At 72.9% G+C, this 25,990-nt stretch carries 22 protein-coding genes and 1 other RNA gene; 7 read left to right on the forward strand and 16 right to left on the reverse strand.

Features of this window, described 5'->3' with window-relative positions; all coding sequences use genetic code 11:
* Positions 1 to 105: 105 nt before the first annotated feature.
* Both GA0070609_RS23900 and mdlC read left to right on the forward strand, forming a co-directional pair.
* Entirely contained in the window at positions 106 to 909 is an 804-nt protein-coding gene (locus GA0070609_RS23900) for an S-methyl-5'-thioadenosine phosphorylase (protein ID WP_088995856.1), read from the forward strand.
* Positions 910 to 967: 58 nt separating this feature from the next.
* Positions 968 to 2,563 carry a benzoylformate decarboxylase gene (gene mdlC, locus GA0070609_RS23905; RefSeq protein ID WP_088995857.1) on the forward strand — a complete coding sequence of 532 codons (1,596 nt, stop codon included), beginning with the start codon at positions 968 to 970 and terminating at the stop codon, positions 2,561 to 2,563.
* Positions 2,564 to 2,571: 8 nt separating this feature from the next.
* On the opposite strand, the gene GA0070609_RS23910 is transcribed toward mdlC, so the two are convergent.
* The 10 genes from GA0070609_RS23910 to pruA all read right to left on the reverse strand — a co-directional run bounded on the left by GA0070609_RS23910 (position 2,572) and on the right by pruA (position 11,646).
* A complete protein-coding gene (locus tag GA0070609_RS23910; protein WP_088995858.1) occupies positions 2,572 to 3,519 on the reverse strand; it encodes a hypothetical protein in 948 nt (315 codons plus the stop codon).
* Between the two features lie 89 nt (positions 3,520 to 3,608).
* On the reverse strand, positions 3,609 to 4,073 hold the full coding sequence (locus GA0070609_RS23915) for a hypothetical protein (RefSeq protein WP_088995859.1): 465 nt from the start codon (positions 4,071 to 4,073) through the stop codon (positions 3,609 to 3,611).
* A 204-nt stretch (positions 4,074 to 4,277) separates the two neighbouring features.
* Positions 4,278 to 4,653, reverse strand: a transfer-messenger RNA (tmRNA) gene (gene ssrA, locus GA0070609_RS23920).
* Positions 4,654 to 4,758: 105 nt separating this feature from the next.
* The gene (smpB, locus tag GA0070609_RS23925; protein ID WP_088997933.1) at positions 4,759 to 5,238 is read right to left on the reverse strand and encodes an SsrA-binding protein SmpB; all 480 of its coding nucleotides are present in this window, start codon (positions 5,236 to 5,238) and stop codon (positions 4,759 to 4,761) included.
* A 136-nt stretch (positions 5,239 to 5,374) separates the two neighbouring features.
* Entirely contained in the window at positions 5,375 to 6,250 is an 876-nt protein-coding gene (ftsX, locus tag GA0070609_RS23930; RefSeq protein ID WP_088995860.1) for a permease-like cell division protein FtsX, read from the reverse strand.
* Between the two features lie 71 nt (positions 6,251 to 6,321).
* On the reverse strand, positions 6,322 to 7,002 hold the full coding sequence (gene ftsE, locus GA0070609_RS23935) for a cell division ATP-binding protein FtsE (RefSeq protein ID WP_007455859.1): 681 nt from the start codon (positions 7,000 to 7,002) through the stop codon (positions 6,322 to 6,324).
* Positions 7,003 to 7,120: 118 nt separating this feature from the next.
* Positions 7,121 to 8,242 (reverse strand): peptide chain release factor 2, encoded by a 1,122-nt coding sequence (gene prfB / locus GA0070609_RS23940; RefSeq protein ID WP_088995861.1) that lies wholly within the window; start codon positions 8,240 to 8,242, stop codon positions 7,121 to 7,123.
* Positions 8,243 to 8,372: 130 nt separating this feature from the next.
* Positions 8,373 to 8,888 (reverse strand): PadR family transcriptional regulator, encoded by a 516-nt coding sequence (locus GA0070609_RS23945; RefSeq protein WP_088995862.1) that lies wholly within the window; start codon positions 8,886 to 8,888, stop codon positions 8,373 to 8,375.
* A 119-nt stretch (positions 8,889 to 9,007) separates the two neighbouring features.
* Positions 9,008 to 9,811, reverse strand: coding sequence for a tryptophan 2,3-dioxygenase (locus tag GA0070609_RS23950; RefSeq protein WP_088995863.1), 804 nt, complete (start codon positions 9,809 to 9,811; stop codon positions 9,008 to 9,010).
* A 206-nt stretch (positions 9,812 to 10,017) separates the two neighbouring features.
* On the reverse strand, positions 10,018 to 11,646 hold the full coding sequence (gene pruA, locus GA0070609_RS23955; protein WP_088995864.1) for an L-glutamate gamma-semialdehyde dehydrogenase: 1,629 nt from the start codon (positions 11,644 to 11,646) through the stop codon (positions 10,018 to 10,020).
* A 386-nt stretch (positions 11,647 to 12,032) separates the two neighbouring features.
* On the opposite strand from pruA, the gene GA0070609_RS23960 reads away from it, so the two are divergent.
* Entirely contained in the window at positions 12,033 to 13,277 is a 1,245-nt protein-coding gene (locus GA0070609_RS23960; RefSeq protein WP_231928402.1) for a hypothetical protein, read from the forward strand.
* Positions 13,278 to 13,289: 12 nt separating this feature from the next.
* Here GA0070609_RS23960 and GA0070609_RS23965 read toward each other — a convergent pair whose 3' ends face one another.
* Positions 13,290 to 13,799, reverse strand: coding sequence for a DUF6912 family protein (locus GA0070609_RS23965; RefSeq protein ID WP_088995865.1), 510 nt, complete (start codon positions 13,797 to 13,799; stop codon positions 13,290 to 13,292).
* A 214-nt stretch (positions 13,800 to 14,013) separates the two neighbouring features.
* Between GA0070609_RS23965 and GA0070609_RS23970 the strand changes: the two genes are divergently transcribed.
* Positions 14,014 to 14,241 carry a helix-turn-helix transcriptional regulator gene (locus GA0070609_RS23970; protein WP_088995866.1) on the forward strand — a complete coding sequence of 76 codons (228 nt, stop codon included), beginning with the start codon at positions 14,014 to 14,016 and terminating at the stop codon, positions 14,239 to 14,241.
* A gap of 104 nt (positions 14,242 to 14,345) precedes the next feature.
* Complete coding sequence (locus GA0070609_RS23975) at positions 14,346 to 14,948, forward strand: Rv3235 family protein (RefSeq protein WP_088995867.1); 603 nt, start codon at positions 14,346 to 14,348, stop codon at positions 14,946 to 14,948.
* A 347-nt stretch (positions 14,949 to 15,295) separates the two neighbouring features.
* On the opposite strand, the gene secA is transcribed toward GA0070609_RS23975, so the two are convergent.
* Positions 15,296 to 18,217, reverse strand: coding sequence for a preprotein translocase subunit SecA (gene secA, locus GA0070609_RS23980; RefSeq protein ID WP_088995868.1), 2,922 nt, complete (start codon positions 18,215 to 18,217; stop codon positions 15,296 to 15,298).
* Between the two features lie 168 nt (positions 18,218 to 18,385).
* Between secA and GA0070609_RS23985 the strand changes: the two genes are divergently transcribed.
* Together GA0070609_RS23985 and GA0070609_RS23990 are read left to right on the forward strand one after the other, a co-directional pair.
* Positions 18,386 to 19,543, forward strand: a complete 1,158-nt coding sequence (locus tag GA0070609_RS23985) for a GNAT family N-acetyltransferase (protein ID WP_088995869.1) — start codon at positions 18,386 to 18,388, stop codon at positions 19,541 to 19,543.
* Positions 19,540 to 20,649, forward strand: a complete 1,110-nt coding sequence (locus GA0070609_RS23990) for a GNAT family N-acetyltransferase (protein ID WP_088995870.1) — start codon at positions 19,540 to 19,542, stop codon at positions 20,647 to 20,649. The genes GA0070609_RS23985 and GA0070609_RS23990 overlap by 4 nt, the downstream gene beginning before the upstream one ends.
* A 166-nt stretch (positions 20,650 to 20,815) precedes the next feature.
* Here the strand turns inward: GA0070609_RS23990 and hpf are convergent, their stop codons facing one another.
* The 4 genes from hpf to mtrB all read right to left on the reverse strand — a co-directional run bounded on the left by hpf (position 20,816) and on the right by mtrB (position 25,988).
* Entirely contained in the window at positions 20,816 to 21,463 is a 648-nt protein-coding gene (hpf, locus tag GA0070609_RS23995) for a ribosome hibernation-promoting factor, HPF/YfiA family (protein ID WP_088995871.1), read from the reverse strand.
* A gap of 246 nt (positions 21,464 to 21,709) precedes the next feature.
* Positions 21,710 to 22,414, reverse strand: coding sequence for a ComF family protein (locus tag GA0070609_RS24000; RefSeq protein WP_088995872.1), 705 nt, complete (start codon positions 22,412 to 22,414; stop codon positions 21,710 to 21,712).
* 5 nt (positions 22,415 to 22,419) lie between these two features.
* The gene (locus tag GA0070609_RS24005; protein WP_231928403.1) at positions 22,420 to 24,225 is read right to left on the reverse strand and encodes an LpqB family beta-propeller domain-containing protein; all 1,806 of its coding nucleotides are present in this window, start codon (positions 24,223 to 24,225) and stop codon (positions 22,420 to 22,422) included.
* Complete coding sequence (gene mtrB / locus GA0070609_RS24010; protein WP_088995874.1) at positions 24,222 to 25,988, reverse strand: MtrAB system histidine kinase MtrB; 1,767 nt, start codon at positions 25,986 to 25,988, stop codon at positions 24,222 to 24,224. The genes GA0070609_RS24005 and mtrB overlap by 4 nt, the downstream gene beginning before the upstream one ends.
* Between the last annotated feature and the right edge of the window lie 2 nt (positions 25,989 to 25,990).

Below are 25,990 nucleotides of genomic sequence, written 5' to 3' on the forward strand. Positions count from 1 at the left end.
CGGGACCCTCCGCGCTGTCAACGCCATGCCTGGCACCATAGCCTGCGGCCGGGGCGCTGGTTAAGGTCTGACCGGCGCGTGATCGACGGGAATTGGGGAGGACCGATGGGCCCGACGGCGGAACTGGCGGTGATCGGCGGATCAGGTCTCTACGCCCTGCTCGACGGTGCCACCGAGCACGAGGTGGAGACGCCGTACGGGCCACCGTCGGACGCCGTCACCATCGCCGAGGTGGCCGGCCGCCGGGTGGCCTTCCTGCCCCGGCACGGCCGGGACCACCGGCACCCGCCGCACCTGATCCCGTACCGGGCGAACCTCTGGGCGCTGCGGTCGCTGGGGGTACGGCAGGTGCTCGCCCCGTGCGCGGTCGGCGGGCTCCGCCCGGACCTCGGGCCGGGCACCTTCGTGGTGCCGGACCAGCTGATCGACCGGACCAGCGGCCGAGCGCAGACGTACTACGACCGGGGGGCCGTGCACGTCTCCTTCGCCGACCCGTACTGCCCGAACGGCCGGCGTACGCTGCTCGCCGCGGCGGCCGGCCGGGACGTCCCGGCGGTGGACGGCGGGACGGTCGTGGTGGTGGAGGGTCCGCGCTTCTCCACCCGTGCCGAATCCCGCTGGTTTGCCGCGATCGGCGGCACGGTGGTCAACATGACCGGCCACCCGGAGGCGGTGCTCGCCCGCGAGCTGGCCCTGTGCTACTCGTCGATCGCCCTGGTCACCGACCTGGACGCGGGCGTCGAGGGCGGCGGCGCGGTGACCCAGGAGGAGGTGTTCCGGGTCTTCGGCGAGAACACCGAGCGGTTGCGCGGACTGCTGCTGACGGCCATCGCCGAGTTGCCCGCCGAGCGGGACTGCGACTGCGGGCGGGCGCTGGACGGGATCAGGTTGCCCTTCACGTTGCCCTGATCCGGCGGGCGAGCGAATCGCCCGACACGCCCGGTCTGCGCCGATAGATTGGGTGGCGATGGCAACGGTCCGCGACACCACGTACGACCTGCTGCGCGCCCTCGGCCTGACCACCGTCTTCGGCAATCCCGGCTCCACCGAGGAGCCGTTCCTGACCGGCTTCCCGGACGACTTCCACTACGTGCTCGCCCTGCACGAGGCGTCCGCGGTCGGGATGGCCGACGGGTATGCCCAGGCCACCGGCCGGCCGGCGCACGTCAACCTGCACACCGCACCGGGCACCGGCAACGGCATGGGCAACCTGGTCACCGCCTGGCACAACCGCACCCCGCTGATCGTCACCGCCGGCCAGCAGAACCGGGAGATGCTGCTCATCGAGCCGCGGCTGGCCAGCCGCCGCGCGGCCGAACTGCCCCAGCCGTACGTGAAGTGGAGCCACGAGCCGGTCCGCGCGCAGGACATCCCGGCGGCGCTGATGCGGGCGTACGCGACCGCGGTGCAGCCGCCCGCCGGGCCGGTCTACCTCTCGCTCCCCCTCGACGACTGGTCGCAGCCGGCCGACCCGCCACCGCCGCTGCGCACCGTGGCCACCCGGTACGCCCCGGATCCGCAGCGGCTGCGCGAGTTCGCCGCCGTGCTCGCCGCCAGCCGGGCGCCCGCCCTGGTGCTCGGCGCGGCCGTGGACCGGGCCGGCGGCTGGCCCGCCGCCGTGGCCCTGGCCGAACGGTTGGCCGCGCCGGTCTGGTCCGCGCCCGCGCCGGAGCGGGCCAGCTTCCCCGAGGACCACCCGCACTACCAGGGGGTGCTCCCGTTCGCGATCGGGCCGCTGGCCGAGAAGCTGCGTGGGCGGGACACCGTGCTCGTCATCGGCGCCCCGGTGTTCCGCTACTACCCGCACGTGCCGGGCGACCACCTGCCCGACGGCACCCGGTTGCTGCACGTCACCGACGACCCGGACGAGGCGGCCCGCGCCCCGGTCGGCGACAGCGCACTCGGCGACGCCGGGCTGACCCTGGCCGCCCTGCTCGACCTGCTGCCCGCCACCGACCGGCCGCCTCCGCCGCCGCGCCCCGAACCGGCGCCGCCGCCCGAGGAGCAGCCACCGAGCGCCGACTCGCTCTTCGCCGCGCTCGCCCGGCACTGGCCGCCGGACGGGGTGCTGGTCCAGGAGACCCCGTCCAACCTGCCGGCGCTGCGCCGCCAACTGCGGATCACCCGGCCGGCGTCGTACTTCACCATGGCCAGCGGCGGCCTCGGCTACGGCCTGCCGGCGGCGGTCGGGGTCGCACTCGCCGAACGGGACACCGGACGGCACCGGCCGGTGGTGGCGGTGATCGGCGACGGCTCGTTCCACTACTCGGTGCAGGCGCTCTGGACCGCCGCGCGGCTGCGGCTGCCGCTGGTGGTCGTCGTCCCGGTCAACCAGCAGTACGCCATCCTGAAGGCATTCGCCGAGTTCAAGCACACCCCCGGGGTACCCGGGCTGGACCTGCCCGGGGTGGACGTGACCGCGCTGGCCCGCGGCTACGGCTGCGCCGCACAGGTGGTCGGGACGCCCGACCAACTCGGGGACGCGCTCGCCGCCGGATTGCGGGCGGACGGGCCGACCGTGCTGCCGGTGCCGATCAGCACCGACGTGCCGGCGATCCTCTGACCGGGCGGTCAGTTCGCGGTGAGCCGCAGCGGGGCGCCGGTGAGCACGTCGAGCACCGGGCGGGCGCCCAGCGGCGCGGCCAGCGTCACGGTGACCGGTTCGAGCTTGAGCATCGCGGTGCAGACGCCCTCGGCGGGGACCACGCTGCCACCGACCACCACCACGTCGTCGCGTTCCTGCACGAGTGGCGTGATGCCGGTGTCGCAGGCGCCCACGCCGAGCCGGTAGGTCACCGTGCTGCCATCGACCTTCTCGAGGTCCTGGGCGCCGACGATCCCCTCCGGCGCGGGCCGGGCCGGCGCGGTCGGCTCCGGCGCGGCGGCGGTCGCGCCCGGGGTGACGGCGACCCGGGCCACCGGCGCGGTCAGTTCCGCCACGGTGAACACCCATGCCGGCACCTGCGCCTCGCCCCGGCTGGTCCGCACCGGCGCGGTGCCGAGCTTCACCTCGGTGACGGTCAGCGGGAGGCAGGCGGTCTGCGGGCTGCTGCTGACCGGGCCGTCCGGACCCGGCTCGACGGTCGGCCCGGACTTCGGCCGGTCGGGCCCGGTCGGCCGCCCGGGACACGGTGGCGGGTCCCCCTGGTCGAGCTGCCGGTACGCCTCCGCCGCGCCGACCAGCGGGACGGTGAGCGTGCCGTCCGGGAACCGGATGGTGCCGTCGGCCGGGCGGGTGCTCGGCAGGTCGATCTGCTGGCGGTACCAGCCGGCCCGGAAGGCCGCCTCGGTGTCCGGGGTGAAGCCGGGATCGCCGAGCAGCACGGTCGGCTCCTGCATCGGCAGGTATCCGCCGCGCCACTGCGGGCCCGGCCGCCACGCCTCCGCGACCTCGGTGGCCCGCTGGGCGAAGGCCTCCTGCCGGTGGTCCGGTGTGGTCGGTCCGCCGGAGCCGGCCGGCGCGCAGCCGGCGACCATCACCATCAGGGGCAGCCCCAGCAGGGCGACTGATCGACGCATACCGGTTCGACGCGGGCCCGGCCGGCCCGGTTCCCGGCGCGCACCGACCAGCCCGGTTCCCGCCAGCCCGCCCGGTTGCCGACGGCCGGTCAGGTCTCTCCGCCGAGGTCCGTCTGGTACGCCTGCCAGAGCAGGTCGGCGCCGCGGCGGCGGTGTCGGGCCAGCGCCCGCAGCAGCCGCCCGGCCCGGTCCAGCAGGACGTCGACCGGCACCCCGGGCAGCTCGGCGGCCTCCTGGAGGTCCGCGAGGGCCGCCGAGATGAGGTCGTGCTCGCGGGTCAGCAGGCGTACGCCCCGGTAGAGCCGCGGAGCGTGCGCGAGCAGTTCCGCGTAAAGGCCGCTCGGGCCCTCGGTGACCTGGACGTGCTCGGCGAAGCTCTGCCGGACCGGGACCAGCCGCAGCGCGACGAGTTCCCGGAACCGGGGCTCGCCGGGCGGGCCGGCCAGTGCTCGGGCCAGGGCGTGGACGTCGCCGGCCAGCGGACCCCGGTGGGCGGCGTGCGGGCGGACCGCCTCGAAGACGGCTGACGGTTGCTGGATCGGACCGGTGACCATGGGGCACCTCCCCGCGCTGCGTCTGACCGCGTACAGCGATGGTGGACCCGACAGTGGCCGGTGTCCAGGGTGCGGGGTCACCTCATCCGTCCCGCCGGCCCCGCTGTTCCCGCAGGTCACACCGGCCCCACCGGAAACACCCGGGAACGGGTCCGCAGACGACTGTGCGCCCCGGTCCGGGTGGACCGGGGCGCACAGGTCAGGTGGTGGAGGTGCCGGGAATCGAACCCGGGTCCTTCGCCGCCTTGTCAGGGCTTCTCCGAGCGCAGCTCGCTGTGCCTCTACTCGGCCCCTCCGATCACGCGAGCGAGTCGGTGTGACGGGCCCAGTCGCTGATTGATCTCGCCGCACGGACCCCGCGACCGGGTCCGATTGGCCAGCCTCCTAGCTGATGCCGGCTAACTGGGTCGAAGGCACTCCCAGGCCGACAGACTTGCTACCCGCCTCAGGCGGCGAGAGCGAAGTCAGCGCGATTCTGCTTGGCGCTTATTGTTTTCCGACGAACGATTCACGAGACGACGTCGGCTTCCTCGGCTCGCTTCCCCTGCTGCAACGTACGAAGTCGAAACCAGTCACCCCCTCGAAGGGCCGCCCCTGTCGGCGGCACCATCAAGACTAACGCCTGCCGCAACCGGATTCATCCCGAGCCCGGGCCGGCACGCCGACCCGGACAAACGGGTGGATATCAGTCACCCATGCCCTTGCCGCGCCGACCCACGACCCGGGCGATCTCCCGGTCCGCGTCCCGCTTGGCGAGGTCCTGCCGCTTGTCGTACGACTTCTTGCCCTTGGCCAGGGCGATCTCCACCTTCGCCCAGCCGTCGGAGAAGTAGACCTGCAACGGCACCATGGTCAGGCCACCCTCGCGGGTCTTGCCGATCAGGCGGTCGATCTCCAGCCGGTTGAGCAGCAGCTTGCGGGTACGCCGGGGCTCGTGGTTGGTCCAGGTGCCCTGGGTGTACTCCGGGATGTGCATCCCGTGCAGGTAGAGCTCGCCGTTGCGCTCCTGGGCGAACGCGTCGACCAGCGACGCCCGCCCGGCCCGCAGCGACTTGACCTCGGTGCCGGTCAGCGCCATCCCCGCCTCGTACGTGTCGAGGATCGAGTAGTCGTGCCGGGCCTTCTTGTTGGAGGCGACGACCTTGCGTCCCTTTTCCCGTGGCATCGGCGCCACCCCCTTTCCAGGTGACCCGTGACCGGTCCGGCCGGCCGCGGGGCGGAGATCATGCTACCCGAACCACAAGGGCCCTCCCGCGCCGTTTATTCCGGCGCGGAAGGGCCCACGGAGAGCCGTACGGTAGCTAGACCCGCAGGTAGAAGCGGAGCGTGACCCAGGCGGTGACCGCACTGACGAGGCCACCGACGGCGGCCATCAGCGGGAAGGTCAGGGCGATGTCGGACCAGGAGATCGGCGTGATCAGGCCCTCCAGGGCGGCCAGCGAGCCGCCGCCGGCGGCGACCTTCAATCCGGCCAGCGCGACCAGGCCGAAGATCGAACCGATCAGGCCGGCGACCACGGCCTCCAGCACGAACGGCGCCTGGATGAACCAGTTGGAGGCGCCGACCAGCTTCATGACCGCGACCTCACGCCGCTTGCTGTAGGCGGCCACCTGGATGGTGTTGGCGACCAGGAGCAGCGCGGCGACGGCCATCACGACAGCGATCGCCAGCGCGAAGTTCTGGATCCCGGTGAGTACGCCGAAGACCTTGTCCAGCAGCCGGCTCTGGTCGACGATCTCATCGACCCCCTCGGCGTCCTTGTACTGGTCGTAGATGTTCTTGTACTGCTCGGGGTTGTTCAACTTGAGTCGGAACGACTCCGGAAGGCTGTCCGCCTTGACCGCGCTGAGCAGGTCGGGAGCGTCCTGGAACATCTCCTGGAAGCGCTTGTACGCCTCGTCCTTGTTGACGTAGAGCGCCTCCTTGACCAGGGGATCGCTCTTCAGCTTGGCGTCCAGCGCGTCCCGCTGCTCCGGGCTCACCTCCTGGTCCAGGAAGATCGAGACCTCGACGTTCTCGTAGTAGAGGTCCTTCATGTCGCCGACCTTCTGGTACAGCAGGCCGCTGGCGCCGAGCATGAACAGCGACACCGCCATGGTGATGATCATGGCGATCGTCATGGTGACGTTGCGCCACAGTCCGACCAGTACCTCGGACAGGACGTACTTCATCCGCATCGGGAATTCCTCCGGCTCTCCGGCGTGAGGTGTTCGTCGTCAGGTCGTACGGCTGAGGGTGGTCGGTCGGCTCACCCGTAGACGCCGCGGGCCTGGTCGCGCACGATGCGGCCGCTCTCGATCTCGATCACCCGGCGGCGCATCTGGTTCACGATGTTGGAGTCGTGCGTGACCATCACGACGGTCGTGCCGGTGCGGTTGATCCGGTCCAGCAGGCGCATGATCTCGATCGAGGTGTCCGGGTCCAGGTTTCCGGTCGGCTCGTCGGCGAGCAGGATCAGCGGGCGGTTAACGAACGCCCGGGCGACGGCCACCCGCTGCTGCTCACCACCGGAGAGCTCGTGCGGGTAGCGGTGCTCCTTGCCACCGAGCCCGACCAGCTCCAGCACCTCCGGCACGACCCGGCGGGCGACCGCCTTGGTCTTGCCGATCACCTCGAGAGCGAACGCCACGTTCTCGTAGGCGGTGCGGTTCGGCAGCAGCCGGAAGTCCTGGAAGACGCAGCCGATCGAGCGGCGGAAGTGGGGTCGCTTCCAGGACCGCATCGAGGTGACGTCCTTGCTGTTCACGATGACCCGACCCTTGTTGGGCGTGACCTCGTGCAGCAGCATCTTGATGATGGTGGACTTGCCGGAGCCGGATGGACCGATGAAGAAGACGAACTCGCCCTTCTCGATCGAGACGGACACGTTGTCGAGCGAAGGCCGGGACGCCTTCGGGTACGTCTTCGTCACTTGCTCAAGCTGAATCACGGGTGGTGAGTCTACGCGGTGTAACCGAAGAGCCAAGCCCCACGCCCCACGGTTGCGAGGCGAGTCATCAATCTAGGGCGTATCGGGAAGATCGACGAAGCGCTCCGCCCGCGGCCGATCACGCACCGTCGCCGGCGAGCTGCTGCTGCTTACGCCACCGGATACCGGCCTCGATGAAGTCGTCCAGATCGCCGTCGAAGACCGACGACGGATTGCCGGTCTCCTGCTCGGTTCGGAGATCCTTCACCATCTGATAAGGGTGCAGCACGTACGAGCGCATCTGGTCGCCCCACGAGCCGGCCGCGTCCGTCTTCAGGCCCTGGAGCTTGGCCTGCTCCTCCTGGCGCTTGCGCTCCAGCAGCCGGGCCTGCAGCACCCGCAGCGCGGATGCCTTGTTCTGCAGCTGGGACTTCTCGTTCTGGCAGGTGACCACGATGCCGGTCGGGATGTGGGTGATCCGGACGGCCGAGTCGGTGGTGTTCACGCTCTGCCCGCCCGGGCCGGAGGAGCGATAGACGTCGATCCGCATCTCGTTCTCGGGGATGTCGATGTGGTCGGTCTGCTCCACCACCGGCAGCACCTCGACGCCGGCGAAGCTGGTCTGCCGGCGGCCCTGGTTGTCGAACGGGCTGATCCGGACCAGCCGGTGGGTGCCCGACTCGACGCTGAGCGTGCCGTAGGCGTAGGGGACCTTGACCGTGAAGGTGGCCGACTTCAGGCCCGCCTCCTCGGCGTACGAGGTCTCGTAGACCTCGGTCGGGTAGCCGTGCCGCTCGGCCCAGCGCAGGTACATCCGCAGCAGCATCTCGGCGAAGTCCGCCGCGTCCACGCCACCGGCGCCGGCCCGGATGGCGACCAGCGCCTCCCGGGAGTCGTACTCGCCGGAGAGCAGGGTGCGGACCTCCATCTCCTGGATGGCCTTGGTCAGCCCGGTGATCTCCGACTCGACCTCGGTCAGCACGCCCGGGTCGGACTCCGCCTCGGCCAGCTCCAGCAGCACACCGGCGTCGTCGAGCCGGGAGCGCAGGCTGGAGAGCTTGCCGATCTCGCCGTTGACGTACGACAGCTGCGAGGTGACCTGCTGGGCCTTGGCCTGGTCGTCCCAGAGGTCGGGGGCGGACGCCTCCTGCTCCAGGCGGGCCTTGTCCGCGCGGAGCCGGTCGATGTCGAGCACCGACTCGATGTTGCGCAGGGTGGCGTCGAGTTCCTTGAGCTGTTCGGCGTAATCGGCAGCGGTCACGACAGACAAGCGTACTGCGCGAGCGAGGAGTGAGCTTGCGAGCCCCGCAGTCGCGCGCCAGATCGGCACTGCGCGAGCGAGGAGTGAGCTTGCGAGCCCCGCGGTTTCGGGCGGGAGGGTCGGGCGGGGGTCACCCGACGGGGGCGCTCTTGAGCCACGACAGGGCCGCCTTGTGGTACGCCACGGCGAACTCGAGCGCACTGGCGTCGTACGTCTCGCCCTCCTTCTTGGCGTTCTTGACCTGCTCCCGGACCCGGGCGAGGGCCTCGGTGTGGTACTCGTTCGCCGCCGCCTGGAGGTTCTTCAGCTGGCTGGGCGAGTGCAGGTCGCCGAAGGCGATGCGCAGCGCGATCGGGTTGCGGATGGTGTCCCGCCCGGGGTCCTCCGCCAGCCAGCGGGAGAACGTCCGTTTTCCGGCTGCGGTGATCGCGTACGGCTGGCTCATGCGCGGGCCCGGCTTGCCCATCCGGACGAACCCTCGCTCGGCCAGCACCGGCAACTCGCGGTAGACCTGGCTGCGGGTCATCGACCAGTACGGCGCCAGCCGGCGCTCGGCGGCGGCCATCAACTGGCCGCCTGTCATGGGGCCCTCGTGGAGCAGCCCGAGCAGGGCTGCCGCCGTGGGGTTGACTGCGGATTCCGCCATGCCCCTCACGCTGCCACTTTGCCGACCCTCCGTCCAGGATTTCCCGGTTTCGCCACCCGGTAGGGGTTCCTATGTGCACTGTCGGCGCGAGACAGTCCCCGCCGGAGTCGTCGATGTCTCTACAACCGGCTGCGCAACTCCCACAGTTCCGGGTAGAACCGGGTCTCCACCCGGGAGCGCAGATACGCCCCGCCGGCCGAGCCGCCGGTGCCCGGTTTGGTGCCGATCTGCCGCTCGGCCATCAGCACGTGCCGGGCCCGCCACAGCGAGAACGCCTGGTCGTGGGCGACCAGCGCCTCGGCGAGGTCCCACAACGGTCCGTACCGCTCCCGATCCGCGGCGATCGTGGCGTACGCGGCGAAGCGCGCCTCCGCCGTGGCCACGTCGAAGCCGGCCCGGTCGAGTACGGCCAGGAACCCGTCCCACAGGCTCGGCTCGGCCAGCCGGCGCTCCAGTCGCTCCCGCTCCGGCGCGGCCAGCCCCCGGAACCGGCGCAGGAAGTCCGGGTCCTTCAGGCCGGAGAGGAACTCGATCTCCCGGAACTGCACCGACTGGAAGCCGGACGCCGGGGCCAGCTTGGTGCGGAAGACCAGGAAGTCCTGCGGGGTCATCGTGTCGATCACGTCGACCTGGCCGATCAGCACCCGCTCCACCACGTGGCAGCGTTCCAGCCGGATCCGGGGCAGGTACGTCTCGCCGGCCAGCAGCCGGTCCCGGGCGTCGGTCAGCTCCGACAGCAGCAGCTTGAACCAGAGCTCGTAGACCTGGTGGATGGTGATGAAGAGCAGCTCGTCGTGGGAGGCCGGGTCGGACTCCGGCACCTGGGCGGCGAGCAGGTCGGTCAGTCGTAGGTAGTCGCTGTAGGTGAGCAGGCCACCCTGCTCACCGAACCGGGGGTCGTACGCGGGGGTGGGGTGGCTCATCGCGCCACGCTACCGCCGCGCCGGGGCGCCCGCCGGCCGCCGACGAGCCCGCTCCGGCACCGGCCCGCCGGCCCGCCGACCGGCCCGATCCGGCACCGGCCGGCCGGCGGGCGGGCAGCTCGGACGAAAGGCCCGCCGGCGGGTCCGCTCGGGCGGGAGGCCCGCCGGCCGGCGCGAGTCGCGCCGCCGGCGGGCCCGTCGCCGGTTCAGCCCATGTGGGGGTACGTGTGGTCGGTCGGCGGGACGAAGGTCTCCTTGATCGTCCGCGGCGACATCCAGCGCACCAGGTTGTGCCAGGAGCCGGCCTTGTCGTTGGTGCCGCTGGCCCGGGCGCCGCCGAACGGCTGCTGCCCGACCACGGCCCCGGTCGGCTTGTCGTTGATGTAGAAGTTGCCGGCCGCGTACCGCATCTTCTCCGCCACCGCGTCGACCACCTGGCGGTCGGTCGCGAAGATCGAGCCGGTCAGCGCGTACGGGGCGATCGCCTCGGCCTGGGTGACCACCTCGTCGAACCGGGCGTCGTCGAAGACGTGCACGCCGAGGATCGGGCCGAAGTACTCGGTGGTGAAGGTCTCGTGCGCCGGGTCGGTGCACTCGAACAGGGTCGGCCGGACGAAGTAGCCGACCGAGTCGTCGGCGGTGCCGCCGGCGATGATCCGGCAGGTGTCGTCCCCGCTGATCAGCTCCAGCGCGGCGGTGTGCCGGTCGAAGGCCTTGGCGTCGATCACCGCGCCGCCGAAGTTGCCGAAGTCGGTGACGTCGCCGTAGGTGAGCGCCTCGGCGGTGGCGGCCAGCCGGTCGCGCAGCCCGCCCTCCCAGATCGAGCGCGGCACGTACGCCCGCGACGCCGCCGAGCACTTCTGGCCCTGGTACTCGTAGGCGCCCCGGATCAGCGCGGTGTGCAGGGCGTCCACGTCGGCACTGGAGTGCGCGACGACGAAGTCCTTGCCGCCGGTCTCGCCGACCAGCCGCGGGTAGCCCCGGTAGCGGGAGATGTTGTCGCCGACCGTCTTCCACAGGTGCTGGAAGACCTTGGTGGAGCCGGTGAAGTGGATGCCAGCCAGGTCGGGGTCGGCCAGCACCACGTCGGAGACCTCCTCGCCCCGCCCGGTGACCATGTTGATCACACCGGGCGGCAGGCCGGCCGCCTCGAACAGCCGCATGGTGAAGTGCGCGGCGAACTGCTGGGTCGGGCCCGGCTTCCAGACCACCGTGTTGCCGAGCAGGGCCGGCGCCGAGGGCAGGTTGCCGGCGATCGCTGTGAAGTTGAACGGGGTGATCGCGTAGACGAACCCCTCCAGCGGCCGGTGGTCGAACCGGTTCCAGGTGCCGGCCGACGAGAGCGGCTGCTCGGCGAGGAGCCGGCGCGCGAAGTGCACGTTGAACCGGAGGAAGTCGATGAACTCGCAGGCCGCGTCGATCTCCGCCTGGATGGCGGTCTTGGACTGGCCGAGCATGGTGGCCGCGTTCAGGGTGTCCCGCCAGGGGCCGGCCAGCAGCTCGGCGGCGCGCAGGAAGATCGCCGCCCGCTCCTCGAACGGCAGCGCCCGCCACATCGGGGCGGCGTCCTTGGCGGCCTTGACCGCCGCGCGCGCGTCGTCGTGGGTGGCGTGCGCGGTGACCCCCAGCACGTGCGCGTGCTTGTGCGGCTGGACCACGTCGATCGACTCGCCGCCCGCCATCCGCTGCTCACCGGCGATCGTCATCGGCAGGTCGATGCGCTCGGCGGCCAGTTCGGTCAGCCGCCGTTGGAGCCGTTCCCGGTCGGCGCTGCCCGGCTCGTAGTTGCGTACCGGCTCGTTGCGGGGCTCGGGTACGGAGAACACGGCGTCCATCAAGGCTCCTGGCGATCTCGACAGCGGTGGCGAAACCGGACCCGCGGGCGCGTGGCCGGGTGACCTGCGCCGGAACGCCGCGCGACGGTAGCCGGTCGCGGCGGCGGGACCGAGCCCAATCTTCCCACGCGCCCCCCTCCCCACCACCCTCCCCCAGCCTCCCCGCCCGCCCTGCCCCGCGCCCCGTCCCGCCCCCTGCTCGGTGATCAAGGGGTTGGGGTCAGGATCCGCTCCGGTCCTGCCCCCAACCCCTTGATCACCATGGCGGTCAGGGGGACGGCGGCGGGGTGGGTGGGGTGGGTGGACGCGTACGCTGGGGTGCCGGTGACCTGCCTGCCCCGGCCCGGCCGACCGCCCGGATGCCGGCCCGCCTCGAAGGGGAGACGATGACCAAGCAGCCCGGCGGCTCCGCGGCCGCGGAGTTCGACCAGCCGGTGGCCGGCGACCCCACCGCGGCCGCTGACTCCGGCACCACCGGGTCGGCAACCGCCGCCGTCCAGCAGGCGACCGGAGCGGACCGGGCGGGCGCGACCGGCGACCCCACCGCGGCCGCTGACTCCGGCACTACCGGGACCGGGTCGAAGACCGCCGCCGTGCAGCAGGCGACCGGAGCGGACCGGGCGAGCGCGACCGCCGATCCCGACGCGGTCGACGCCGAGCGGGACGCGTCCACCGACGACGAGCCCGCCGCCGGGAGCGGGCCGGCACCCGTACCGGGGGCGGCGCTGCTCGCGCTGCTGGCGCTGGGGTGGCTGGCCGCCATGCTCTGGTCGACCCGCGAGGCGATCAACTCGGCGGCGGCCGGGGTCACCGCGATCAGCCTCTCCGCCTTCGCGCTGCCCGGGGTGATCTCCGCCGCGCTGGTCGCCGGGGCCGCCTTCGCCCTCTCCGGGGTCGACCTGCTCGGCCACCGGGTCGGCGAGCGGGCCACCCTGCGCTTCCTCGCGGCGACCGGCGCCGGCCTGCTCATCGGGCTCGCCGCCGCGTTCGCGATCAACCTGACCTATGCCGACAACGCGACCACCAACGTGATCGCCGGCACCAGCGCCGCCGCGGCGATCATCGGCGGGGCCGTCGCCGGCGCCCGCAGCGCACCGACCGTCGGCGCCGTGGTGGCCGCCGCGCTCGGCACGCTGGTCTTCGTGGTGGCGTTCAGCCGGGCCCGGGATCCGCTCTTCGACCTCTTCGGCGCCGGGGACACCCAGGAGTCGCTGGTCAACGCGGCCAAGTGGGTGTCGCGTACGGAGTCGCTGCTCGCCGGGGTGGTGGCCGGGCTGCTCGCCTTCGGCTACCTGGCCTGGGCGCGCCGGCGGGCCATCCGGCGGAACCCGGACGCCCCGGCGCTGCGCTGGCCGGCGTACCTGGTGGCCGGGGCCGGCCCGGGCCTGCTGCTGCTGGTCGCCGAGGTGATCATCCGGGTCGGCGGGCGCTCCCTGCTCGACCTGGCCGCCGCGCTCAGCGAGGCGGACGCGGTGGCCCAGACGTCGCTGGGCACCTCGCGGGTGGACAACGCCATCTGGGTGCTCTTCGTGGGCGCGCTGACCGCGCTGATCGCGTTCGGCCGGACGCTCGGCCCGGCCGGCGACGACGACGACGACGACCCGGGGCCGGTGGCGGGCACCGAGCGCTGACTCCGGCCGGCGTCAGGTGGCGGTACGGAGCAGCAGCTCCAGCTCGGTGACGTCGTACCACTCCAGCTCGTGGTCCTCGGCGCCGTCGACGGTGAATTGGGCGTCCGGGTCACCGGCGAGCGCCTCGGCGACCACCTCCGCGGCGGCGGCCACGTCCTCGACCGCCTCCGACCCGTCCACGTGGATCGCGGCGACGGCGTCGATCGGCACCGGCCGGGTCAGCTCCACCGCGCTCGACCCCAGCTCGCCGTCGCCGCGCCCGACCGCGGCGGCCGGCAGGTCGGCCGAGACCACCACTCGGCGGCGGGGCGCGTCCGGGTCGGCCCGGAGCAGCTGCAACGCGTCCTGGGCGGCCCGGGTGAAGGCGACGTACTCCAGCTCCTCCTCGTCGCCCTCGGCGTACCACTCCCGCAGGGCCGGAGTCACCGCGTGCGCCCGCTCCACGCTGAGCCCCTGCTCACGAAGCCGGGCCAGGATCGGGACGGTCGCCGGCACGTACACCCGGACAAGGTCGTCGGTCACCGGTGTCTCCCTGCTGAGATCCTCCGCCGGCGTGCACCGGCCCGGGCGCCGATCATGCCGTACGCCGTGACCGTCATACACCTCGCACCTCGCCGGTGGAAGTTCCGCCCCGGCGTGTCCCGACCCGGACATCGCCGGGCGGCCGGTCGGGCGCTGGGCGGCGTCGGCGGGTGATGGCAAACTGAGCCAAACGTCTCCAACCCCGGGAGTTTCCGTGGAGCCGAGGTTCCTGCTCCTCTCCGACGTGGCCGCCGAACTCAACGTGTCGGATTCGCAGGTCTACCACATGGTGCGCAGCGGCGAACTGCCCGCGATCAAGATCGGGGGGCGTGGCCAGTGGCGCGTGGAGCGCGCCCAACTGGAGGAGTACATCCAGCGCAAGTACGCGGAGACCGCCGAGTGGGTACGCAGCAACCCGCTCGCCGACCGCGACCCGGAGTGACCTGGGCGGCACCCTGAGCCATTGACCGCGGGCTCTGTCATGCCCAAGAATGAACCTCGTTCGGAGGCAAACGAAGGCAAACGTAAGGATCAGGGGGCAGCGCGATGACCGATTCCCGCCGACCCGGCCCGTCCCGGCCACCCGTGCGGCTGCGACCCGCGCCCTCCTTCGAGCCGCCCTTCGCCGACGAGGACGGCAGCCAGTGGCCGCTGCCCGGCGACGGCCAGCTCGCCCTCGACCTGTTCGAGGCGGCCCGCCGACAACCGAGCCGTCCGCCGGACCGGCGACTGCCGGCCGGGCCCACCCCCGCCCGGCCGGGCCGGCGCACCGCCGGCCCGCTACCGCCCGGCGCCCTGGTGACCGCCACGCCGGAGGCGACCCGAGCCGCCCACCGCTTCCTCGGCACCTGCCTCGAGGTGCTCAACGGCTACCGCCCACCCGGTCAGCTCCGGCCGCTGCTCGACCCGGGCCGGGCCGCCGAGCTGCTGCCCGAGCTGGCCCGGGCCGGCACGCGGACCGGCCCGGTACGCCGCCGGTCCACCCGGCCCGCGGTGCGGTTGCGCCGGCTGCGGGTCTGCGAACCTCGGGCCGCGGCGGTCGAGGTGGCCGCGGTGCTGGCCGGCGGCAGCGGCCACACCTGGGCGATGGCGCTGCGTCTGGAACACCGCCGGGGCAGCTGGCTCTGCACCGCCCTCCAGGTCCTCTGACGCCCGCGACCCCCACCCCGGCCAGCCATGCTGCGGGACGGCGGCCTGTTGATCCACTCCGGGTGCGGCATGCCGCGGCTTCCCCGCGACGCACGACAGCGACCTGCCGCACCCGGTGGTGATCAGACGGTGCCGTCGTGACGGTCGTCAGCCTCGCCGGCGCGGACCGCCCGGGGTGTCCACCTGGCTCGGTCGGTGGGCGTCCCGGGTCTCCAGCTCTCCGCACCGGCGGCCGCGCCCTCGGTTCCCTGGGGACGTGTTCGCCGGTGCCGGCCCGGCACGGGTGGAGCGAGAGACGCCGACGGGCCCCGGCCGAGCTGGCCGGGGCCCGTCGGGCGCGCGTCGGATCAGGCGCCGCCGTTGGGGGCGCCGTGGCAGCGCTTGTACTTGCGGCCGGAGCCGCACGGGCAGGGCGCGTTGCGGGACGGGCCGTTGCTCGCCTCCGCCTGCCCGGGAGCCGCCCGCCGGGCCGCGTTCGACGCCACGGCCGGGCCACGCAGCCCGCTTGCCGGGCGCTGCGGGGCGTTCGGCGCGGTGCCGCCCGGACCGGCCGGGGCGGCCTTCACCCCGCGTCCGATGCCCAGCGCCGGGGCCTGCTCGTCGGCCTGCTCGACGGCCACCGAGCCGCGGCCCGCCTCGCCGTCGATGGTCGGCGCGGAGTACTGCAGGCCCTGCTGCTGCGGCGCCCGGTTCAGGCCCTTGGCCCGGATCTCCACCGGCTTGTCGAGCAGCTTGACCTCTTCGGCCTCCGGCTCCGGCTCGGCGACCTGGACCTCCAGGTTGTAGAGGAAGCCGACCGTCTCCTCCTTGATGCCGTCCATCATGGTGGCGAACATGTCGAAGCCCTCGCGCTGGTACTCGATCACCGGGTCGCGCTGGGCGTACGCCCGCAGGTTGATGCCCTCCTGCAGGTAGTCCATCTCGTAGAGGTGCTCACGCCACTTGCGGTCGATGACCTGGAGCAGCACCATCCGCTCGAGCTGGCGTACCGCCTCCTCGCCGAGCTGCTCCTCCCGCCGGTCGTACGCGGCGTGCGCGTCCTCCTTGAGGCGGGACATCAGGAAGTCGGCGTCCATGCCGGCCCGCGAGCCGCCGGCCTCCTCCTCCAGCTCCTCGATCGTGATGCCGACCGGGTAGAGCTGCTTGAGGCTGGACCAGAGCTGCTCGAGGTCCCAGTCCTCGCCGTAGCCCTCGGCGGTGGCCCCCTGCACGTACGCCTCGACGACGTCGTCGATCATGTTGCGGACCTGGTCGGAGAGGTCCTCGCCGTTGAGCACCCGGAGGCGCTCGGCGTAGATCACCTGGCGCTGCTTGTTCAGCACCTCGTCGTACTTCAGGACGTTCTTGCGGATCTCGGCGTTCTGACCCTCGATCTGGGCCTGCGCGTTCTTGATCTGCCGGGTGACCATCTTCGACTCGATGGGCACGTCCTCCGGGATGTTGAACCGGTCCATGACCGCCTCGACCGCGCCGGAGCGGAACCGCTTCATCAGCTCGTCCTGCAGCGACAGGTAGAACCGGGACTCGCCCGGGTCACCCTGCCGGCCGGAGCGGCCGCGCAGCTGGTTGTCGATCCGCCGGGACTCGTGCCGCTCGGTGCCCAGCACGTAGAGGCCACCGGCGGCGGCCACCTCCTCCGCCTCGGCGTCGCAGGCCTGCTTCCACTTGGGCAGGACCTCCTCCATCGCCTTGGCGTACTCCTCCTCGTGCTCGATCGGGTCGAGGCCGCGCTGGCGCAGCTCGCTCGCGGCGAGGAACTCGGGGTTGCCGCCGAGCAGGATGTCGGTGCCCCGGCCGGCCATGTTGGTGGCCACGGTGACCGCGCCCTTGCGGCCGGCCTGGGCGACGATCTCGGCCTCCCGGGCGTGGAACTTGGCGTTCAGCACAGAGTGCGGGATGCCGCGGCGGCGCAGCAGCTGGGAGAGGATCTCGGAATTCTCCACCGAGACGGTGCCCACCAGCACCGGCTGCCCGGCCTCGTGCCGCTCGGCGATGTCCTCCACCACGGCGTTGAACTTGGCCTTCTCGGTCTTGTAGATGACGTCCGGGCGGTCCTGCCGGATCATCGGCCGGTGGGTCGGGATGGTCACCACGCCGACCTTGTAGACCTTGTTGAACTCGCCCGCCTCGGTCTGGGCGGTACCGGTCATGCCGGAGAGCTTCTCGTAGAGGCGGAAGTAGTTCTGGAGGGTGATGGTGGCCAGGGTCTGGTTCTCCTGCTTGATCTCCACCCCCTCCTTGGCCTCGATGGCCTGGTGCATGCCCTCGTTGTAGCGGCGGCCGTGCAGGATGCGGCCGGTGAACTCGTCGACGATCAGGACCTCGCCGTCGCTGACGATGTAGTCCTTGTCGCGCTTGTAGAGCTCCTTGGCCTTGATCGCGTTGTTGAGGTAGCCGACCAGCGGGGTGTTCACCGACTCGTAGAGGTTGTCGATGCCGAGCCGGTCCTCGACCTTGGCCACGCCGCGCTCGGTGACCGCGATGGTCCGCTTGGCGTAGTCGACCTCGTAGTCGCCCTCGCCGTCCTTGCCGGCCTGGAGCCGGGCCACCACCGCGGCGAACTCGCCGTACCAGCGGGCGGAGTGCTCGGCCGGGCCGGAGATGATCAGCGGGGTCCGGGCCTCGTCGATCAGGATCGAGTCGACCTCGTCAACCACCGCGAAGTTGTGCCCGCGCTGGACCAGTTCCTCCCGCGACCAGGCCATGTTGTCGCGCAGGTAGTCGAAGCCGAACTCGTTGTTGGTGCCGTAGGTGATGTCGCACTCGTACGCGGCCCGGTGCTCGCTGGCCGGCCGGTTGGGCAGCACCACGCCGACGGTGAGGCCGAGGAACTCGTGCACCCGGCCCATCCAGGCGGCGTCGCGCTGGGCCAGGTAGTCGTTGACCGTGACCACGTGCACGCCCTCGCCGGAGAGCGCGTTCAGGTAGACCGGCATGACCGAGGTCAGGGTCTTGCCCTCACCGGTCTTCATCTCGGCGATGTTGCCGAAGTGCAGCGCCGCGCCGCCCATCACCTGGACGTCGTACGGGCGCTGGCCGAGCACCCGGGCGGCCGCCTCGCGGCACACCGCGAAGGCCTCGGGCAGCAGGTCGTCGAGGGTCTCGCCGTCGGCCAGCCGCTCCTTGAACTGCACGGTCATGTCGCGCAGTTCCTCGTCGGTGAGGTTGACGTAGTCGTCCTCGATCGAGTTGACGGCGGCGGCGATGGCCTTGAGCCGGCGCACCATACGGCCCTCGCCCGCGCGGAGGACCTTTTCCAGAATCGACACGGATCAACGCTCCCCTAGACAGTCTCGAACCATCGTAGGCGCTCCATCGGGGCGATGGTCACTGGTGGCGGCGGTCCGGCCCGGCGAAAACGACATAACGCGCAGCCGATCCGCCGGTGCCGCGATTATCCGTTACGCCGTCCGCGAACGATCCGGCACGATGACCCGGTGGAACCCGTGGAGATCACCGAGGACGGCCTGCTGCTGCGCCCGTGGCAGGCCACCGACGCCGACGCCGTGCACCGGGCGTGCCAGGACCCGGACATCCAGCGCTGGACCACCGTACCGCGCCCATACCGGCCCGAACACGCCAAGAGATTCGTCACCGAGGTGGCCCCGGGCGACTGGGCGGCCGGCCGGGGCGCGCCGTTCGCGGTCTGCGACGCGGCCACCGGCGAGCTGCTCGGCTCGTGCGGGCTGGTCTCCATCGACACCGGCCTGGGCTCCGGCGAGATCGGCTACTGGACCGCCCCCTGGGCCCGCGGCCGCGGGGTCACCGTACGGGCCGCCCGGGCGGTCGCCCGGTGGGCCTTCGACAGCCTCAAGCTGCGCCGGCTGATCTGGCAGGCCGAGGTCGGCAACCACGCGTCCCGGCTGGTGGCGCTGCGCGCCGGGTTCCGCGTCGAGGGGCGGCTGCGGCTGGCCGACCCGGCGCCGGAGGGCGGCAACCAGGGCTGGATCGGCTCGCTGCTGCCCGGCGAGGTGCCGGCCGCCGGCAGCACCGGCCCAGCCGGACCGGGCACCCTGGAGGCCCGGCGGGCCGCCGTCTTCGGCCGCCCGCAGCCGGTCCTCTTCGCCACCGCCGGCGCCACCGAGCTGCGGCTGCGCCCGCTGGAGGAACGCGACCTGGACGCGATCGTGGCCACCTGCCAGGACCCGGAGACGGTCCGCTGGACCACCGTGCCCGACCCGTACCAGCGCGAGCACGCCGAGGGGTTCCGCCGGGACGTCGCCGAGGCGGCCTGGACGGGTGGCACCGGGGCGACGTACGCGATCGCCGACGCCGACGACCGGTACGCCGGCTCGATCGACCTGCGGATCTCGCCGGCCGACCCGCTGGTCGCCGACGTCGGCTTCATGACCGCCCCACCCGCCCGGGGGCGGGGCTACCAGCCGGCCGCGCTCGCCGCGCTCTGCGCCTGGGGCTTCGCCACGCTCGGCCTGGCCCGGATCGAGTGGCGGGCCAACGTGGGCAACACCGGCTCCCGCCGGGTCGCCGAGAAGGCCGGCTTCACCTTCGAGGGCACCGCCCGCGGCGGGGTCAACCACCGCGGCGAGCGGCAGGACGTCTGGGTCGCCGGGCTGCTCGCCGAGGACCTGACGTGACGCCGAAGGTCATCGAGGCGTACGGGGTGCGGTTACGGGAGAACCGCGCGGACGACGTCGCCGACACCGCCGCCGCCTGCGCCGACCCGTTGACCCAGCGCTTCATCTCCGGCCTGCCGTCGCCGTACACCGAGGCGGACGCCCGCTGGTGGGTCACCGAGGGGGCGCCCGCGGCCTGGGCCAGCGGCGGGGCCGCCTACGTGGTGGCGGACCCGGACACCGACCGGCTGCTCGGCGCGGTCGGGCTGAGCCACCCGGTGCCCTACCGGAGCGAGGCCGAGATCGGCTACTGGGTGGCGCCGTGGGCGCGCGGGCGGGGCGTGGCCACCGCGGCGACCCGGGCGCTGGCGGAGCACGCGTTCGCCACCGGGACCGCCCGGCTGGAACTGTTCACCCACGAGGAGAACACCGCCAGCCAGCGGGTCGCGCTGGCCGCCGGCTTCCGCCCCGAGGGCGTACGCCGGGACGCCAGCCCGGTCCGCGGCGGCGGCCGGCATGACCTGCTCGCCTGGGTACGCCTCGCCGTCGACCCGCCCGGACCGGCCCCGCGCCCGCTGCCCGACCTGCCCGACGGCCGGCTCACCGACGGCGTGGTGACCCTGCGCCGGCTGGCCCCGGACGACGCGGACCTGATGTTCCGGCTGCACACGCTGCCCGAGGTGGTGGCGAACCAGGCACCACCGGTGCCGCCCACCCGGGAGGCGACCGAGCGGCGCTGCCGGCTGGCGGAGAGCGGCTGGCTGACCGGCGTCATCGCGCGGCTGCTGATCGTCGACGCGGCCACCGGCGAGCCGCTCGGCAGTTGCGGGCTGTCGTACACCGACCTGCCGGCGGGCGAGGCGAGCCTCGGCTACGCGTTGCTGCCGGCGGCGCGCGGCCGGGGTCTCGCCACCCGGGCGGTCCGGCTGCTCGCCGGCTGGGCGTTCGGGCCGGTCGGGATCGCCCGGCTGACCGCCGGCACCATGCCCGACAACATCGCCTCGCACCGGGTGCTGGAGAAGGTCGGCTTCCGCCGCGAGGGGCTGCTGCGCGGGCGGCTGCCCGGGCTGGCCGGGACCCGGATCGACGACCTGGTCTTCGGCCTGCTGCCGGACGAGCTGCGCTGACCCGCGCGGTCTGGTCCACGCGCGCTGGCCTGCGCTGGCCCGGCGATCGACGCCGATGGCGACCCGGTCGACCAGGACGCCGGCGACCAGCGCCTGACGCGCGAGGCCGTCCGGGTGGCCGGTCGTGGTGGCGGTCGGTGCCGCCACCACGACGGCGCTCGACCCGTCAGATGGCCAGCGAGATGATCCCGTAGTCGTAGGCGTGCCGGCGGTAGACGACGCTCGGCCGGCCGGACTCCTTGTCCTGGAACAGGTAGAAGTCGTGGCCGACGAGTTCCATCTGGAACAGCGCGTCGTCGACGGTCATCGGCTCGGCGGGGTGCACCTTCTCCCGCGCGATGTGCCAGGGCTGGTCGTCGTACTCCTCCTCGGCGTCGACCCGTTCCGCGACCGCGGTGGCGGTCGCCGCGCTGGCGCCGTTCACCGGCGCCGACAGCGGCGGCGCGTCGAGGTCCGCCACGGGCAGGCCGGCGGTGGCTGCGGCCACGGAGAGCGGCGCGTGCCGGCCCCGGTGGACGCGGCGGCGGTCGGCCGCCCGGCGCAACCGGGTGTCGAGCTTGGCGATCGCCGCGTCGAGCGCGCTGTAGAAGTCGTTCGTGCAGGCCTCGGCCCGGATCACCGGGCCACGCGAGACGCACGTTATCTCCACTCGCTGGCAGTGGTCCGCCTGACGCGGGTTGCGCTCGTGGAACAGCTCCACATCGACACGAATGAGTTTGTGATCGTAGCGTTCGATCTTCGCGAGTTTCTCCGCGACGTGCACCCGGTAATGGTCGGGAACTTCGACGTTCCGGCCCTTGACCACGATGTCCACGTGACCTCCTTGCTCGGATGGTCGTTCGATCCGGCATCCGGTCGCACGCCCCGGGGAGGCCCCACTCGGCGTCGACCGGTCGATACGGCTACGCCTCCTTTCACCGCCGGGGGCGGGTGGGAAGACCTCCTACCCCCGACAGCCAAACGCTAACTCCTGTTCAGGGCACAGTCACCCCTGGTTGCCGAGACGGCTCAGGAATTTTCACAGCTCGTACACCATCGGGTGAAACGGAAACACGAAGGGTTACGACTGTTGCCGTTTCTCGGTCGCCGCGAGCACCGCCGCTACGGTGGGTGACCGGCCGGACGCGGCCAGCACCCGGCTCACCGCGGCGATCGTCGCGCCGGTGGTGACGATGTCGTCCAGCACCACCACCGCGGCGCCCGGCGGTGCCGGTGCCGCCCGGCGGCGCAGCCGGAACGCCGATTCGGCCGCCGCCGCCCGGCCCGCGCTGTCCAGCGTCACCGAGTCCGGGCGGGGCAGGGCGCGCAGCGGGCGGGAGACCCGCACCGGCCAGCCGGCCCGCCGCAGCCGGTGCGCACAGTGCCGGGCCAGCCGGCCGAGGTGGTCGCCGTAGCGGGCCCGGGCCGCCGCGGCGGTGTCCGGCACCGGCACCAGCGCCACCGGGCGCACCCCGCCGAGCGCGGTCGCCACCACCTCGGCGAGCAGTCCGCCCAGCGGTCGGGCCAGCCCGTGCCGGCCGTGCTCCTTGTACGCCAGCAGCGTCTCCCGCAGCGGCCCGGCGTACGGGCCGAGGGCGACGCAGGGCGGCAGGCCCGGCGGGGCGGGCGTGGGCTGCGCCGGGCGGGGTCGCAGCGCCTGCAACAGCCCGGCGCACTCCGGGCACACCCCGTGCCGCAGGCCGGGCCGGTGTTCCCGGCAGCCCGCGCAGTCGGCGGGCAGCACCAGGTCGGCGAGGTCCGCCCAGAGCGCGCCGACGTCCCGCACCGGGATCAGTAGAGGAAGAAGGGCGCGGTCGGGTTGCCGGACCGGTTTCCGGTCGGCTCCGGGCTGACGTTGAGCACCTGATCCGACTGGATTCGCGACGAGCCGCTGTAGGACACCCCGTTGGCCTCGTACATCACCGCGCTGGGCTGCGGTGCCGCCGGGTTGACCGGGTACGCCGCCAGGTGGGTCACCTTGGCGCCCAGCTTCTCCTGCAGCGGGGTCTGCCGGGCGCCGTCGATGCTGACGTCGTAGACCGCCGGTCGGTCGGCCGAACCGCCCACCACCAGCCGGTCCTCACCGGCCCAGTCGACCGCCGAGAGCGCGGTCAGCGAGGTGAACACCTTCCGCGTCGGCCCGACGGTGACGCTGTCGTCGTCCAGGTCGACGGCGGCCACGTAGAGCCCGCCGCCGACGATGAGCGCGATCCGCTGACCGTCCAGCGACGCCGCCACGGCGGTGACCGCCCCGGTCACGCCGTTGAGCTGCACCCTGCTCATCCGCACGTCCCGGTCCACCTCGAAGAGGTGGAGGTTCCCGTCGGCCACCACCAGCCCGCGCGGCTTCAGCGGGTCGAGCGTACGCAGCCAGACCGGCCGGCCCATCGCGTTGTGCGCGGGCCCCTTACGCAGGTCGGTCAGCGGGGCGGCGCCGCTGCCGACGGCCAGCCGCTGCCGCTTGTCCGAACCGGTGACCACCAGCGCGGCCAGCGTCCAGTCGTTGATCCGGTCGAAGTTGGCCGACACCACGTTGCGGTTGTCCTCCGCGGCCAGCGGCACCGTCCCGGGATCCCCCACCACGGCGAGCGGGTGCACCGCGCCGTCGTACACGCAGAACCGGTGCGGGTTCTGCGCCAGCTCGTAGACCGGGTTGGCCCGCCGCTGGCCGGCCAGGTCGACCACCCGGCGGGACTGGTTCTGCACCTTCAGCTCCACCTGGCCGTCGAGGTTCGGCAGCGACCAGGCCAGCTGGGTGGCGAACTGGTCCAGCCGCTCCTCGTCGTTGGCGGGCAGCGCCAGGTTGACCTCCCACCGGTCGGCGCTCCCGGTGGCGTTGTTGATCAGCTCGGTGCGGTCCGGCAGCGGGACGACCGCCGTGCGCAGCCAGTCGGACGGGCCGCCGATCAGCCACCGGACCACCTCGGTCACCTGCCGCTCCTCCGGCACCGCCTCGGGCAGGTAGCGCAGGTCGGGCACCAGTCGGGCGCGGTCCGAGCTCCAGAAGTAGACCGAGGACTCCTTGTAGTACTGCGCCAGCGCCACGTCGCTGAGCAGCAGCACGTTCGGCGGGTCCTGCACGTACAGGCCGGCCTGCTCGACGTCGCCCTGCCCGGGGAGGGCCGCGCTGACCAGCTTGAACTCGTAGCTCCGCTCGGTGGCCACCGGGGACACCAGCGTGCCGTTCGCCCGCAGCACGCCGACCTGCTGGACGTTGATGGTCACCTTCGTGCTGTCGACGTCGGGAGTGATCACCGGGTCGTCGGTCAGCCGCACCACGGTGAGGGTGATCTCGCTGCCCTGCCTCTCCTGGAGGCGGTGGTGCTGCCGCGGGTCGATGTACTCCTTCACCCGCTCGTACGCGCGGTCCGGCTCGCCCGCGGCGGCGGCCAGGAAGTTGTTCACGAACGTCTGCGCGTTGCTTCCGGCGGCCGCCCGGGTCGGCGGCTGCACACTGCCGCCGCTGACGGACCCGGCCTCGGCCGTGGAGACCCGGCGCTCCACCTCGACGTCGGTGCTGGCCGGGATGCCGCAGCCGGTCAACCCGAGGGCGAGCAGTGCGACGCCGGCGACGCCGGTCAACCGGGCATGCCTCACGACCGCGCCTCCGCCCGCTCCCCGGCCGACCCGTCACCGGCCGGCGCCGGCGTGATCGCCAACGCGCCCCCGGCACCCGGGCCGATGGCCAGCAGCCCGCCGTCGCGCGGACCGCCGAACGGCAGGGCCGCGTCGGCCGGCACCAGGCGCAGCGGGGAGGTGGTGAGCCGGTCGCCGGCGCGGGCCGGCAGGGTGAGCCGGAACTGGGCGCCCTGCCCCGGCGCGCCCCAGGCCTCCAGCCAGCCGCCGTGCAGCCGGGCGTCCTCCAGGCTGATCGACAGCCCGAGCCCGGTACCGCCGGTCTGCCGCGCCCGGGACGGGTCGGCCCGCCAGAACCGGTTGAAGACCAGCTTCTCCTCGCCCGGCTTGAGCCCCACCCCGCGGTCGCGGACGGTGATCGCCACCGCTGTCTCGTCCGCGCCCAGGGTGATCACCACCGGCTTGCCCTCGCCGTGCTCGACGGCGTTGCCGACCAGGTTGCGCAGCACCCGCTCGACCCGGCGCGGATCCACCTCGGCGATCACCGGGGCGGCCGGCACGTCCAGCTCGATGGCCACCCCGACCCGCTCGGCCAGCCCGGCCAGCCGGTCGGCGACCCGGTGCACCACCGGCACCAGGTCGGTCGGCTCGGCGTCGAGCATGGCGAAGCCGGCGTCGAAGCGGCTGATCTCCAGCAGGTCGGTGAGCAGTTCCTCGAACCGGTCCAGCTCGGCCTGGAGCAGCTCGGCGCTGCGGGCGACCGCCGGGTCGAACTCGTCGCGCTCCGCGAAGATCAGGTCGGCCGCCATCCGGACCGTGGTCAGCGGCGTACGCAGCTCGTGCGACACGTCCGAGGTGAACCGACGCTGCAACCGGGACATCTCCTCCAGCCGGAGGATCTGCCGTTGCAGGTTGGTGGCCATCTGGTTGAAGGACGCGGCGAGCAGCGCCAGGTCGTCCTCGCCGTTGACCGCCATCCGCTGGTCGAGCAGCCCGGCGGAGAGCCGCTGCGCGGTCCGGGCGGCCACCCGGACCGGGGTCACCACCAGCCGGGTGACCAGCGCGGCCAGCAGCCCGAGCAGCAGCACCAGGGCGACCCCGGTGGCCGCCACGGTGGTCCGGGCGTCGGCGGCGGCGGCGTCCTGCCGGGCCAGCGGTACGAAGTAGTAGATCTCGATCTGGCCGAAATCGGTCGGCACCGGCGAGCCGTACACCAGGTACTTCGTGCGCTCGCCGGTGAGCGTGCCGGTGCGGATCTGCTTGGCCACGTTGCCGTCGGCGACCGCGGCCCGCAGCTCCGGGCTGATCAGCGGCCGGACGTCGATCGCCGGCGCGCTGCGGGTCTGCAGGATGCCGGGATGGTCGTCGGCGGTGATCGCCACCACCACGCCGCTGGTCTGCTGCGGGTCACCGCCGGCCAGGTAGTTGACGGTGCCCTCGATGGTGTTCTGGAGCTGGGCCTCCTGCGGCTGGCTGAAGAGCGAGACCTGCTTGGCGGTGTAGTCCGCCCCGCTGGTCAGCCGCAGCCGCGCGTCGGTGACCGCGTTCTCCAGCAGGATGTCGGTGATCTTGTTGGCGATCACGTACGCGAACCCGCCCACCAGCAGGCTGGAGGCCACCAGGGTGATGGTCACCACCCGCAGCTGCAACGAGCGCCGCCAGGTCTGGTGCAGCCCGGCGAGCAGCCGGGCACCGCGGGCGGCGAGCCCACGCCACAGCTCCCACGCGGCGCCACGGCGGCGGGGAGCTGCTGACGGGGAGTCCTGGACCGGGGAGGTGACCACAG

The sequence above is a fragment of the Micromonospora echinaurantiaca genome, from assembly GCF_900090235.1.
GTDB classification, from domain to species: Bacteria; Actinomycetota; Actinomycetes; order Mycobacteriales; family Micromonosporaceae; genus Micromonospora; species Micromonospora echinaurantiaca.

What these genes read in the sequence shown, in the direction of transcription:
- mdlC (WP_088995857.1), top strand. Translation starts at nt 968, where the DNA reads ATGGCAACGGTCCGCGACACCACGTACGACCTGCTGCGCGCCCTCGGC.
- smpB (WP_088997933.1), bottom strand. Translation starts at nt 5,238, where the DNA reads ATGCCACGGGAAAAGGGACGCAAGGTCGTCGCCTCCAACAAGAAGGCC.
- GA0070609_RS23915 (WP_088995859.1), bottom strand. Translation starts at nt 4,073, where the DNA reads ATGGTCACCGGTCCGATCCAGCAACCGTCAGCCGTCTTCGAGGCGGTC.
- pruA (WP_088995864.1), bottom strand. Translation starts at nt 11,646, where the DNA reads ATGGACGCCGTGTTCTCCGTACCCGAGCCCCGCAACGAGCCGGTACGC.
- GA0070609_RS23945 (WP_088995862.1), bottom strand. Translation starts at nt 8,888, where the DNA reads ATGGCGGAATCCGCAGTCAACCCCACGGCGGCAGCCCTGCTCGGGCTG.
- GA0070609_RS23910 (WP_088995858.1), bottom strand. Translation starts at nt 3,519, where the DNA reads ATGCGTCGATCAGTCGCCCTGCTGGGGCTGCCCCTGATGGTGATGGTC.
- GA0070609_RS23960 (WP_231928402.1), top strand. Translation starts at nt 12,033, where the DNA reads ATGACCAAGCAGCCCGGCGGCTCCGCGGCCGCGGAGTTCGACCAGCCG.
- GA0070609_RS23975 (WP_088995867.1), top strand. Translation starts at nt 14,346, where the DNA reads ATGACCGATTCCCGCCGACCCGGCCCGTCCCGGCCACCCGTGCGGCTG.
- GA0070609_RS23950 (WP_088995863.1), bottom strand. Translation starts at nt 9,811, where the DNA reads ATGAGCCACCCCACCCCCGCGTACGACCCCCGGTTCGGTGAGCAGGGT.
- GA0070609_RS23900 (WP_088995856.1), top strand. Translation starts at nt 106, where the DNA reads ATGGGCCCGACGGCGGAACTGGCGGTGATCGGCGGATCAGGTCTCTAC.
- ftsX (WP_088995860.1), bottom strand. Translation starts at nt 6,250, where the DNA reads ATGCGGATGAAGTACGTCCTGTCCGAGGTACTGGTCGGACTGTGGCGC.